The following is a 13,356-nucleotide window of genomic DNA, read 5'->3' as shown; positions in this document are numbered from 1 at the left end:
TTAGCAAGTTTTTCAACTCATGTTCATATTATGGTGCAGAAAATCTACTTTGGCTCATTATTTGCTGCAAAGTTTTATTTCGCTTTTTCTCGTAAGGCTTATTTTGTCGTTACTTATGGCTCGTTTTATGGTTCACAATTTGGCTCATTTTTTCGTTCAAGTCATAGATAGATACATTATTCAATCCATCAGAATCTGGCCCTAAGTAAAAACTAAAAAGGATTATAAACTACAGAAAAATATAACCCGTTCTCTTGCCATGTCCTAGCTTGGGGGTCAACAGATACTAGAGGAATACCCCAGTCAAGACGTGCGTTGAAGCGATCGCCTTGTGACCAACGCAAACCCAAACCCAGGGATGCTAAAGTATTAGGATCAGGATTCCTGCCAGAATTATTCCAAGCTACCCCAAAATCAACAAAAGGTATCACCTGCAACAGCCCTCTCGACTGGGATAACCGCAGCACTGGTATTTGCACTTCCGCCGCAGCTAAAGCTCCATTATCTGCCAACAGAAAATCTTGGCGGTAACCGCGCACACTATCTAAACCACCTACACCAAACTGTTCTAAAGGTAATAAGTTTCTGGATGCTAGTTGCGTATTAGCACGCAGGATTAATAAAGTGTCTGGTGCTAACAGCCGCGCCCACTGGGCTTGTCCCAGCCAGGAGAAAAACCGACTATCGGGAGAGTCGTTATTAATGGTGGCATTAAACGCACCAATACCGAGATTGAATTGCGATCGCACGGCGAACACTTGGCGGCTATTGCGAGTCGTCCATTCTTGAAAAAATCGTAACGCAGATACTCGCGTGCGTCCCTCGTCATCCGCACCCAAGGAAGGGAAAGGTAAACGTTCTCCTTTGATATAACTAGCTTCACTTTCCCGTCGGGAAGCAGTCAATCCCAAGGCGAATTCTTGGGTAGGAGTTTGCATTACAGGTTGGCGGAGAGTCAATTCATAGTAGCGAGAAGAGGATTGAATATCCAGAATATTAAACGGCTTTTCAATCACATTGCTGAATGAAGTGCCAAAATTAAAGCTGAGTGTACCGTTGCGGGGATTAAGGGGTAATGTATAGCTGGTATCGAAGGTGTTGCTGCCATTGGTGTTAGCATAAGCTAAACTCAAATTATCTCCCAAACCCAACAAATTCGCTTCTCTGACTTGGATACGGCGGCGAAAACTACCCACACTAGGCGATCGACCATTATCTAAAGCTACTTCGCTACTAAAAGATTTTGCTTCCCTCACTTGTACTTGTAACACACTCGTCCCTGGACGCGCTCCAGCTGACAGTTCAGCAGAGAGGTTATCAATCAAAGGATTGAGTTGCAGTAGTTGTAGTGCTTCTAGTAACTTGTCTCGATTCAGGGGCGGGGATGTTGCAACTGCCAAGCGACTACGGAGATAATTGACTTTCAGTCGGTGGGTACCAGTAATTTGGATATCTTCTAATTTACCTTCAACCACCTGAATTTTAATCACACCCGACTGTATGGCTTGCTCTGGGATATATGCGCCAGAGGTAATGTACCCTTTATTGACATATAGTTCAGTGATTTTCGAGCGAGCCTGAAACAGTTCTGCTAAAGTAATTGGTCTATTGGTAAACTCGGCAGTAACTTTGGCTAACTGTTCTGGGCTAAATACTGTACTACCCACAACCTCAAACTTTTGCACCGTAATAGTTTGCGGAACATCCTTTGGTAAAGTCGGCTGAGGTTGGGTATCTGGAAAAGAGGGTTGGAGTAGTTCTGCTGGTGGTGGTAACGGTTGCAGCGGTTGGGGCGTTTGTCGAGGAGATGGGGCGGGGGGTTGAACATCTTGGGGTGGCGGTAGTTGTTGGGATAGGCTGAAATTACTATTTGATATATGAGAAACTTTACTTCCCGTCACCCGCGTCAAAATATTCTCAATGCCACTGGGATTGGTGAAATATGCCCCTCGCCCTGACTCAATATTAAATTCTTGAAAGCTGTGGAATAGGTTCCCCCCGCGAATTGCGCCCCCATCAATTCTGTCACTGGGAATCCCTTTGATAGTCTCATTAGGGGTGACAACCGAACTTTCAGCACCAAGAGAACTATCTGGAGTGATTTGCGCTCTGGCTGAGTTCAAAGAAGTTAGACTCAAGGAGATCAGGCTGCTGACTAGCAACCAAGGGAAAATATAGGTAAATCGCACCACTACCTTTTTATATTCAAACTCGCCAGGTGCGGGTATTTTACTATCTTCTCAAGTCTCACTTAATACTATCATGTTACGCTTGTAAAAGTGTCACACAGAAATCAGGTAAATCTTTGACGATGTACCAAAATTTTAATAAAATAACCGTTTTTAACAAAAACTTATATTTTAACTAGTTTATGCGTTATCGCCAAGATATTACGGAATTGTTTTCCACGTTTGCCCAGTTGGAAGCAGATAGATTCAGGAAATGGTTAACAGAACCCAAATTGCACCGGAGTATCAAAAAATGCTTAATTAACACTGAAGAAGCAGCGATCGCAGAAAACTTTTGGGCAATTTATTGGCACAAGCACTGGCAAAACCAATCCCACAATCTTGCCAAAATGCACTTGTCTGCTTATTTACAAGAACAATGTTATTGGGCGGCTGAAAAAACTGTTGCTAAATTTGCAACAATCAACCAATATAGTTTAGCTGACTACTTCCAGTTAGCAAATGCTGAAGTAGAAAACATCCTCAAAGGTTTTAAACCTGAAATCAGCAATAACTTACAAAGCTATGCCCAAATGGCAATTCCCACTCGGTTGAGAGATATTTTACGGCAACGTAAGGAAGCCGATGGTTGTACCAATTGGGCATTGTTACGCAAGGTGAGCAAAAAGCAGGTATTAGCATCTCTGTCCCACGCTGGATTATCACCAGCTATGATTGCCCAATATCGTTTAGCCTGGTATTCATTTAAAGAACTTTATGTCCCAAATCAGGGTGGACCTAATAGTAAATTACTAGAACCAAATCGGCAACTTTGGCAAGATGTAGCTAATCTCTACAACAGCGAACGACTAAACCAATTAACTCAACGGACTCCACAATGCAGCGCAGACACCATTGAACAGTTGTTAACTCGTACTGCTACCTACCTGCGCGCTTATCTCTATCCACCTGTGGCTTCTCTAGATGCACTCAAATCAGAAGATGACTCTAACATCACTTTGGATTTGCCAGACCCCTCCTCCGACTCATTAATCACTGATATCCTAGCCCAAGAGGAAGCTGAAAATCGCCAAAATCAACTCTCTCAAATGAATGCTGTCTTGTCAAAAGCTTTACAGGAGTCCAATGCCCAAACCCAAGAAATACTTAAACTTTACTACCAACAGGGACTTACTCAACAGGATATTATTAAACAATTACAGATTAGCCAGCCTACGGTTTCTCGTCGGTTAATTAAAGCCAGAGAATCCTTATTAGCCGCATTAATCAAATGGAGTCAGGAGACATTGAATATTTCTGTCACTTCCAACCAAATAAAAGATATGAGTAATGTTCTGGAGGAATGGCTGAGAAGTAATCCAATCACTATATGGTAATAAAAGAGTATTAAAATGACTTATGTATTTGCAGATCCAAGAGCATGGGAGTTAGAAATTTCACCAACACTCCAAGAGCAGTCTTGGCAACACAGCCAAGTTTATACCACACCTAGTAGTCGCTGGTGCGCCTATATTAATCAAATTTGCCTGGATGTCTTTTTAAATTGGATACAAGCAGAATATGTCCCCAACGCTACTGCCTGGGAATGTATACCTGAAGTGCCAGGTTTTTGGGAATTTGTGAATGGTACTGTAGTTTTACTAGGACAGAAGCGAGTTGCATTAATTCCCAGTGAGGCAATAGATGATGGTGAATTAGAAGCACCTCAAGAATGGGTAGATATTCCCAATTGGGCAGCAGATTATTATATAGCAGTGCAAGTTAAACCAGATGACAATTGGGTGCGATTTTGGGGCTATACAACCCATCAAGAACTCAAATCATTAGCTAATTATGATCCAGTAGATAGAACTTATTGCATAGATGCCCAGGATTTAACCAAAGACCTTAATGCTTTTTGGATGACTTACCAATTCTCTACAGAAGAGATGAAAGCTGCTATAGCTCCTTTAGGAGAATTATCCGCTACACAAGCAGAAAATCTGTGCCAACGGTTAGGGAATTCCTCTGTGGCTTTTCCTAGATTAGCAGTGCCATTTACAACCTGGGGTGCTTTACTGGACAATCAACAGTGGCGGCAGCATTTATACCAACAACGACAACAGTTACAGTTTTCCACAGAGCAAAAACAACAATTACAGTCTTCTACAAAGCAAATCCAACAGTTACAATCTTCCACAGAACAAAGACAACAGTTACAGTCTTCTACAGAAAAAGTTAATCTTAGTAGTTGGCTGGAGGGCATTTACGAGAGTTCTTGGAAAACCATTGAGACATTTTTGGGTACAAATGCTCAGAGTTTAGCTTTTAGTTTTAGAAGTAGTTCCGGGTTAACAGGTGCTAGTGTTAAACGAGCCAAGTTGATTGACTTGGGAATGCAACTAGAGTCTCAACAGCTTGTGCTATTAATTGCTTTAACACCAGAAGCAAACCAAGAAATTAGTATTCGTGTGCAATTACATCCTGCTAGTGGAGAAACTTATCTACCTCCTAATATAAAGCTGGCTTTGCTTACAGAATCAGCAGAAATAATTCATCAAGTACAAAGTCGAGAACAAGATAACTACATTCAATTACCGCGTTTTGATGGAGAAGTGGGAGAATGTTTTAGTATCCAAGTTGCTGTTGATGATTGCCAAATAACAGAAAATTTTATGGTTTAAATAAGCCACAGCCAGTCTATGAGTAAACTATTGGTTTTCAGTTTGTTAGGAGGTGATTTTAACCAAGGATTTGCTGTGGTTACTGCCCAACTTTGGGATACTAACCAATCATTAAGTGTGAAATTTATCGGTAGTTTGCCAGCAGTACCAGAACTTCCCAATATTTATCACAAATGGCGGTTACTTTACGAAGCCGTACATTGTCGTTTGGGCAACAATCAACGGATTAAAGTACATCAGCAAGATGTTACTAATATTTCTGTGAATGACTTTAATGATGTATGTCAGCAGCTACAAAGAAATATTAATGCTTGGTTAAAATCTGAGTCATTCCAAAATATTGAGCGACAGTTGCGGACTTTACTTAGTCCCCATGATGAAATTAGAGTCATTTTTGAAACAGATATTGCCCTTTTACATCGAATCCCTTGGCATTTGTGGGATTTTTTTGAGCATTATCCCAAGGCTGAATTAGCTTTAAGTAATCAAGAATATACATCTCCTCATCTATCACAAAAACCCCCTATAGGTAAAGTCAAAATTTTGGCTATTTTAGGTAATAGTGTTGCTATTGATCTTGAAAAAGACCGTTCCTGGCTTGAAGGTTTGGCAGATACCCAAGTCAAGTTTCTGGTAGAACCAACCCGCAAAGAATTAGATGAGCAACTGTGGAATCAGGATTGGGATATTCTGTTTTTTGCAGGACATAGTGCCAGTCTTGCAGATGGAGAAATAGGGCAAATTGACATTAATCAAACAGATAGTTTAACCATTTCCCAATTAAGAAATGCACTGAAGACAGCAATTATAAACGGTTTAAAACTGGCAATTTTTAATTCCTGCGATGGCATTGGTTTAGCGCGAAATTTAGCGGATTTGAATATTCCTCAAATGATTGTCATGCGCGAACCAATACCAGATTTAGTAGCGCAAGAGTTTTTGAAAAACTTTCTTTCTGCCTTTGCAGGTGGTAAGACATTATATGCGGCTGTCAGAGAAGCACGGGAAAGATTGCAAGGATTAGAAAATAACTTTCCCTGTGCCAGTTGGTTGCCTGTCATCTGTCAAAATCCTACAGTTGTACCAGTAACTTGGCAAGAACTCTGCGGAAGTTTTAGTAATAGTAATTTTCTGGATATTGTTTCTACAAATATTGACAGTGATACTAAATTTATAGATAAAGATTCTAAAAACAAAGAGTCTACAAACATAAATACAGACTCTACAAAAATAGATATAAATTATACAAGTAGCCTTAGTGATACTCAATCTCTAGATATTGGTTATACAAATAATTTTGGTGATATTAAATACCTCGATAAAGGTTATACAAACAGCATAACTTTGCCTGCAAAGTGCAAGCTCCGAACCGTACTTTTGATGAGTGTAATCATAGCAGCCTCAACCATAGGTTTGAGGTATTTAGGCATCCTTCAGACAGCGGAACTGCAAACCTTAGACCAAATGTTGCGACTGCGACCAAGAGAAGCGCAAGATGCAAGGTTGCTAGTTGTTGAAATTACCGAAAAAGATATTCAATCTTACCAACAAGAGATTGTCCGAGGCACGAAATCAATTCCAGATCATAAGTTAGCCCAGTTACTGCACAAATTACAACAATATCAACCACGAGTAATTGGACTGGATCTTTATCGAGATTCTCAAGACCCTAAAAAACCAAACCAGAGAAACCTGGTTGATGAACTAAAAGCAGATACAGTTGTTGTCGCCTGCAAAGGTAAAGATAGTAAATTTGACCCTCAAGGTGTAAAACCTCCTGAACAAGTACCTGTAGAACGTCAAGGTTTTACAGATGGAATTGAAGACTCAGATTATATTGTCCGTCGGCAAATTTTCATGATGGCACAAGAAGCTTCGTCTCCTTGTCAAACACCTTATTCATTGAATTTTCAGCTTGTTTATCGTTATTTATTGGATGAAAATATTAAAATTAATGTAAATAAAGATGATATCAGCTTTGGGGATCAAGTATTGCAACGCTTAAAACCTGGGCGTAGTGGTGGCTACCAACAAGGAGTGGATTTAGGTGGCTTTCAAATATTAGTCAACTACCGCAATACCAATTTCCAAAAAGTTTCTCTAGAAGATATCTTCAATGATCAAGTAAACCCTAATTTAGTCAAAGATAAGATAATTCTGATTGGAGTCACGGCTAACACTGTCAGCGATATTTGGTCAACTCCCTACAGCGTTGTACAACAGCCTGCAAGAATACCAGGTGTGTTGATACAAGCACAAATGGTGAGCCAAATTATCAGTGCTGTTTTAGACCAACGAGTTCTACTTTGGGTTTTGCCTTTTTGGGGTGATATTCTGTGGATTTTTGGATGGTCTTTAATATCTGGTTTAATTATTTGGCGCATTGATTCACGTATAGGTCAAAGCTGCGCTATTGTTGCTACAGTTATATTTTTATACGGAGTTTGTACAGTCATCATTAGTATATCTGGGGCATGGGTTCCTTTTGTTCCTTCAGCCCTAGCTGTAGTTGTAACTGGTTCTGGTATCGTTGCGTGGAAGTCAAAAATATAGAGGATTGATTGAATATATCCACAACTAATTGCATAAGCGTTTATCTCTTCGTTGGCGATTGTTTAAATGGTTAGTTTATTTTAGTCTGCCGAAGGTGAATAAGACGAAAAAACCAAACCAATTAATTAATAGCGATGAACGCAAAATAAACGATAAGGAGATTTCAGCTATGGCTAGTAAAGTTCAAATGAGACTATTTTTCAGTCCGATTGCGATTTTGTCTTTGATTGTTCCTTTTTCGTTAGCTAATGTTGCCTTAGCACAGACTACAACGTATGTTACTTGTTATTTCAGCAATGGGAATCAAAGGACTTGGCAATGGGGATTAAATCCAGCAAGCAATTGGTACGTACTAAATGGTCGCTGGGATAGAAGCCATGGAGGAATTACGAGATTTGTAACAAATACAAGTAAACATGAGATTATTGAAAGCTGTAGGAAATCGCAGCAATACTATAATCTGAACGGCTATCGTATTGAGGGGATATACGCAGCTAATTCTTCGGCGGGAAGCAATTACGAAATCGTCGCCAGAGATTAGAATAATTGCACATTTGTCAAGGGGTTTTCAGTTAAAATGCTTGCTGGATAAGGATTTCAGCCTTAGCGTACAATTTTCCCGTTTTGGCACGGTGACCCCAAGAACAAAGACATCATGATACTACCTGATGAACTTGCCCCTAAAGGGGCAAGCCGTTCGCCTACATCCACCGTCTGAAGCACGATAAAGTATCTCCGCCAAGCTCCGATACTTTATCTCGGTGGTTTTGGCTCACTCGATTTTCTTATAAATCTAGCGAGTGTGTCATGAGGGGCAAGATAGATTGGGAGTATTGCAGCATAAGCGTTTATCCTCAATACCTAAACGGCAAACACCCAGGATTCTCCTCTGCCCATGCAGTAGCTTCTGCTACTAGCACTTCATGACCCGAATCAAGGTAAAATTGCATTCGGAACTTCATTTCCAATTGTTCGCGCTCTTGACCACAAATAAGTCGTCCTGAAATAACCCCATATTCCCGCACCTTTTTCTTAGCATTCACCACTGCCATTAGTCGCAACTTTGTTATCCGTTTAATCTCTTCAATTCTGGATTCTTCATCAACCGTAGAATCATCAATCAAACCACTTTGTAACTCATGATTGTCATTTGCAACTAATGATTCTGCTTTCACAGCATCTGGTATAAAATCATCTTTAGAAGCACTTTCCTGCTCATGATCACGACTGTAAAATCTAGGTTCTCGTATTTCAGCAGTATTTGGTATCAAATTACCTTTAGAAGCATTTTCCTGTACATTCTTGCAGCTGTTTGAATCTTCTGCTGAAACTAGATGTAGCGGTATTATATCCCCAACAGATGCAATTTCACCCCCATTTTTGCCATTTGAGGCTGGTGTTTCTGGAGAAACAACTGATTGTATAAAATTGCCATTAGAGCCGCTTTCCTGCCAATTATCACCCCCGTAACGTGAATGTTCTGCTGTCTCTTCTGCTGAATCTGCTGAAGAAACTCCCAGTTCATTATCCCCAATCATTGATAAGTTTTCTTTATCTGTTTTTGACGAGGCGCTGCGGATTAAAAAACATAAGAAATACTGAATTAAACTGATTTCATTAAATTCATTTGATTGTAAAACACTTGAATTTGTTGAATTTTCTAATTGTTCATTGGTCTGATTTAAATTATCTTCAGCACTATTAACAGAATTTATGATTGATTGATTTTCAGATTGTTGTTGATCTTCTGTTGATTGGTTTATTGATGAATCTTTTTGAAAATCTTGGTTTTGCAGCTGATCTACACCAGCCACCTCAGCACCTACGGCACTGGTGGCTGAGGGTGTACATAAAACCTTCATATAAGGCAACTGAGTGTAATTCCCTTCTGTGTAAGGGTTTCGGGTTGTTGATTTTTTTTCAATGTCTACTTTTGGGTCAAACTGAGTGTAATTGCTCTCTGGGTCTGGGTTTGAGCTATTTTCTGGCTGTTTGCTGTTTTCTGAGTTAATGTTTTCATTCAGGCTGCTATCTGATGGATTGATGCTTTCTGTCTGATTGCTGTTATCTTCTCTAGTATCTGGTGTGTACCATTGGGGATGCCATAGATGCTTGTGTTTGTATAGTGTTTTTTGACTGAGTGTTCTGTTGTATCTGCGTTTGTATTCTGCACTTATTTGTTTACCTCTTTCTGTTATTTTTTGGTTTAATCCTGTTTCTGTATTTTTTTCGCTTTGATTTTGTGCGTATAGGTATTTTACTATTTCTTCTATGCGTTCTTGGGTTTGCTGGCTACGTTGCTGGTTTCTGATTTTTGTTGTTTCAAAGGGTATGACGTTGTTTTGATGGTTTTCTGTTTGGCTATCTCCTGCTATTGCTAAGGCAAATGTGTTAATGAATGTTTTTTTGAAGCGTTTGGGATGGCTGGCGTAGGGGGTATACCATTGGTGTTTTTCTGTGCATTTTACCCAGTCTCTGACTCTGTTTTCGATGTAACGTTGGTGACGACAGTATTGTTTGTATCCAGGGGCGTTTCTGGCTGTTTCTACTGCGTATTTAACTAGGTCTTCGTTTTGTAATTCTAGGAAGACGATGCCGTAACCGACGATTATTTGTAGAAGGGTGTTTGTTTGTCCATATCCTGTCCATCCTGTGGCTATTATTTGCTCCCAGTCGGCTTGCCATTGTTCGATTTTGATTCCTGCTTTTTGCCGATACAGTTCTCTTATATGTCTCTTTCTGGCTTTTTTACAGATGTATCTGAGCCTTGTTAGGTCTTGACGTTGGGCTGCATGGTCACAGTGATCGAGGAAGGTGGTTACTGAGTCGCTGATTGGTTGTAGGTGGTGGTCTAGCAGATATGCGCCGCTTTTTGGCTGCATGGGACAGCGAACGGCTTTGTAGTTGGTGATGATGTCTTTTGCCCAGGGTTTGGGGTTGGGGTATATTTCTATGTGTCCTGGGCGGATGTTGAATCCTGTGTCTTTTAGGGTTTGTTCTAGGGCGCAGGCTAGGTTGAAGGTGGGGAGTTTGCTGGTGAAGGGGATGATGAGGTGGTAGCCACCACTGTAGCTTGATTGGATGGGGACGATGTTTACTATGCCTATGTCTTCTAGGGCTGCTTTGATTGTTTGATAGGCTTCTAGGTTGTGGTAGTCTCCTGTTGTGTCTATGTCTATTGTGGCGTATCTGGTATATGAGTTGAAGCGTATTCCTATGAGTTGGTTTTTGTCTTGATGGTATGCCCACAGCTGGGAGGGTTGAAGGTAATAATGTATTGTTTTCCAGTCTGGTTTGCTGTGGAGGCTGTTGGCTGGGGCTATTATGGCGTTCCAAGGATGCCAGAAGTATTTTACGTAGCGTTTTCCTAGTTCTGAGGCTGGTTGGTGGGGTTTTATTCCCGACTGGGGAGATTTGCGGGCTTTTGATTTGCGGTTTGGTTGGGGTTGGTTTGGTAGATACATGATTGGCTTTCCTCGATGGTTTGGGTTTGTTCATCGGGTAGCCGCTAGTTGGTTTGAAACCTGAAGATGTAAAATTCTGCTTTTCGGTTTTAATTTTCTGATTTTTGGCTGCTTTTGGCGAGTTTCAAGGAGTTAGATTGGTTATTAACTCTTTGTTGGACAATTTCTAACGGTGTTTAATTGTGTCTAGTTTTGTCCAAGTTTTACAGCGGGTTCAGAACCTATTTGCTTTCTTTTTACTGTTCTCTCGGTTTAATGCCTGGTTGTTGGTAAACAGGAGATTCTTGGCCTAGAATGAAATTAAATTTAATAATTTAGCTATTATTAAATTTAATATTTATATTTACGAATTTTGTTGTGGTATCCCACCTAGTGTGCTGAGGCGACTCGTAATCGTCTACTAGCGGTCTTTTTCGATTGTCTAGCGGGATGTTTTTTCATTCATTCATTCATTCCTGGCTTTTCAGTCTTAGTTCACCAAGACCAAGTACCTAGCGGCTACCCAACTTTTTTTTTGGAAATTTGGACTTTTTTGGAAGTTGGGCTACTCCACTGGAAGCTGTGACAGCCTTTATGGGTGGTGGTAAAGATGTCTCTTCTATCAAGAATTCAGCAGACGAATGCTGATCCCGATACTGGGGATCAGGTACTGGGGATTGGTTACTGGGGATTGGGTATTGAAGAGTATTTGTAAATTTCGCAGGGTAAGTAATTAAGTATTGAAGAGGATTTGCAAATTTTGTATATGAAACAAATAAAAATTTAAAAGATTTTGCAAATTTTGTAGAGCAACTGAGGAAGCATTGAAGAGAATTTGTAACTTTTATAGGGTAAGTAATTAAGTATTGAAGAGGATTTGCAAATTTCGCAGAGTATTTATAACGCTGCCAAACATTGACTGCTATTGCCCCATCACTAACCCTGGAGAGATGATCTTTTAGTTCATCTGTACTCCAGTGAGCTTGAATTCTGTATTTATCTTGAATTCCGTTCATAACTTCCTCCAATAAAGACTATTTTTGAGGCGTTTGGAGGAGGATGTCGCATTTACAGAGTGATATTTAGGTCAATTTACGTTAATCTCGTTAAAAACCAGGCTTTTTGGATTTTTTGAAAATTTCCAAAAAATTTGACAAAAATATCTCCACACTGCACACAACTTATAATAGAATTGTGTACAGTAACAAATGCGGATTGTGTCTAACTTGAACTCTAACAGTAAGATCGGTCGCCAAACTTCACTAGCTGTTGAGAGTAGTTAAACGCAACTCCTCCTTAGAATCTAAAACCGGACAAAATGTACTTCTATCTTCCATTTTGTCCTAATTATTTCCATAACTTCATAACCTCCATCAACTCCACGAGACTGAAAGTATTTGCTTTAAGTGTTAATTGTACTCTAAGACGCTGCGATTAGGTTCACAGAAAAAAAAGTTCTGGATAAACAAAACCGATGCAACTATCATATATCGGATACAGAACAAAGAGGAATTTTCTTGGTATTTTTGTCAAATTTTGCAACACACATCCTCCTGAAAATGCCCCTGGATGGGCTGCTTTGAGGCAATTCATCGCCACTAGATACCAGCCTGGGTTAACGCCTGACTGAAAACTTCAACCAGTGCTAATTCTTCTGCCCAGTCAGCAAGGTAGCCGTAGTCGAGATTTTCAGCTTGCAGTTTGAGTATTCCCAACACATCACGCCATTGTTTTTCTGATTGACTGCTCCTTCCCCATAACAGCTTTTGCAGCACTAAATCTTCTGGGGAAATCACCCAAAAAGCTGGCATTCCCTCGATATCCAGTAACCTCCGGCGGGACATTTGCGAGGAGGCAAAGGGTGAATTGTCCATGACGTATAAGTCAGCGTTGGCGATGGTTTCGGTATGGGTGATGTTGAGCATCCTTTCTCGCCCTTGCTTTAAGTCTTCAACCGCTCCGGCTGGACAATAATAGAGGGCTGCTTCTAGTGTTGTTACCAATAAGTCGATTTGGTTGACTTGAACGGAGATGACTAAATCTAAATCGCGGGTGGAACGTGGCTCTCCATGAATTGAACTGGCTACACCGCCACTGACATAGTAAGGTATATTAACTGCATTGAGACAGGAGTGGAGTTCGCCTGCGAGGGCAATGGAATCTTGAATCCAAATTTTTTCATCACCTCCTGGTTGAAACCCTTGTGGCAATTTATCACCTAAAACGGCACGGGTAAAGTGCTGGCGCATTTCTTTGAGCGATGCCTGGGGATGTCGCATTTTTATCCCAGCTAGGCTAAGTTTCTTGACTCCACGCTCATGGGCTGCGTACATTTCTACCCTTTGTTTGAGCGTTCGTTGGCGTAGTCGGGTAAACAGGTAGATATCTGCGTCGATGCTGGTGTCGGCTGCTTGCGGTTGATAACCTGGCTTGATGGTAGTTGTCGCTGTGTTGTTTTTAGGTATTTGTTTGCTATCTGCCAATTTTTGTTCTGCTGTCATACAAGCT

7 protein-coding genes are annotated in these 13,356 nt (G+C 40.6%); 4 read left to right on the top strand and 3 right to left on the bottom strand.

The annotated features are described in order from the left end of the window. Positions 1–212 precede the first annotated feature (212 nt). The gene (locus tag A0J48_RS09000; protein ID WP_234300813.1) at positions 213–2,138 is read right to left on the bottom strand and encodes a ShlB/FhaC/HecB family hemolysin secretion/activation protein; all 1,926 of its coding nucleotides are present in this window, start codon (positions 2,136–2,138) and stop codon (positions 213–215) included. A gap of 233 nt (positions 2,139–2,371) precedes the next feature. Between A0J48_RS09000 and A0J48_RS08995 the strand changes: the two genes are divergently transcribed. From A0J48_RS08995 to A0J48_RS08975, 4 genes are read left to right on the top strand one after another with little or no spacing between them, the layout of a single operon-like run. Further along, positions 2,372–3,565: a sigma-70 family RNA polymerase sigma factor gene (locus A0J48_RS08995; protein WP_200322328.1), complete on the top strand. Its 1,194-nt coding sequence runs from the start codon at positions 2,372–2,374 to the stop codon at positions 3,563–3,565. A gap of 15 nt (positions 3,566–3,580) precedes the next feature. Then, a complete protein-coding gene (locus A0J48_RS08990) occupies positions 3,581–4,852 on the top strand; it encodes a DUF1822 family protein (protein ID WP_200322326.1) in 1,272 nt (423 codons plus the stop codon). An 18-nt stretch (positions 4,853–4,870) separates the two neighbouring features. Further along, complete coding sequence (locus A0J48_RS26850; protein WP_234300812.1) at positions 4,871–7,405, top strand: CHASE2 domain-containing protein; 2,535 nt, start codon at positions 4,871–4,873, stop codon at positions 7,403–7,405. Between the two features lie 28 nt (positions 7,406–7,433). Continuing rightward, positions 7,434–7,946, top strand: a complete 513-nt coding sequence (locus A0J48_RS08975; protein WP_234300811.1) for a hypothetical protein — start codon at positions 7,434–7,436, stop codon at positions 7,944–7,946. Between the two features lie 313 nt (positions 7,947–8,259). Here A0J48_RS08975 and A0J48_RS26845 read toward each other — a convergent pair whose 3' ends face one another. Beyond that, positions 8,260–10,869, bottom strand: coding sequence for a hypothetical protein (locus tag A0J48_RS26845; protein WP_234300810.1), 2,610 nt, complete (start codon positions 10,867–10,869; stop codon positions 8,260–8,262). 1,577 nt (positions 10,870–12,446) lie between these two features. Continuing rightward, on the bottom strand, positions 12,447–13,349 hold the full coding sequence (locus A0J48_RS08965; RefSeq protein ID WP_234300809.1) for a hypothetical protein: 903 nt from the start codon (positions 13,347–13,349) through the stop codon (positions 12,447–12,449). Positions 13,350–13,356: the final 7 nt, after the last annotated feature.

This window comes from Sphaerospermopsis aphanizomenoides BCCUSP55, assembly GCF_001586785.1.
GTDB lineage: Bacteria > Cyanobacteriota > Cyanobacteriia > Cyanobacteriales > Nostocaceae > Sphaerospermopsis_A > Sphaerospermopsis_A aphanizomenoides_A.
Note: the sequence above shows the minus strand (reverse complement) of the source record. Positions and strands in the feature narration are given on the sequence as shown.

Excerpts from the sequence above, each read along its gene's own strand:
- A0J48_RS08995 (WP_200322328.1), top strand. The coding sequence starts at position 2,372 with ATGCGTTATCGCCAAGATATTACGGAATTGTTTTCCACGTTTGCCCAG.
- A0J48_RS08990 (WP_200322326.1), top strand. The coding sequence starts at position 3,581 with ATGACTTATGTATTTGCAGATCCAAGAGCATGGGAGTTAGAAATTTCA.
- A0J48_RS26850 (WP_234300812.1), top strand. The coding sequence starts at position 4,871 with ATGAGTAAACTATTGGTTTTCAGTTTGTTAGGAGGTGATTTTAACCAA.
- A0J48_RS26845 (WP_234300810.1), bottom strand. The coding sequence starts at position 10,869 with ATGTATCTACCAAACCAACCCCAACCAAACCGCAAATCAAAAGCCCGC.
- A0J48_RS08965 (WP_234300809.1), bottom strand. The coding sequence starts at position 13,349 with ATGACAGCAGAACAAAAATTGGCAGATAGCAAACAAATACCTAAAAAC.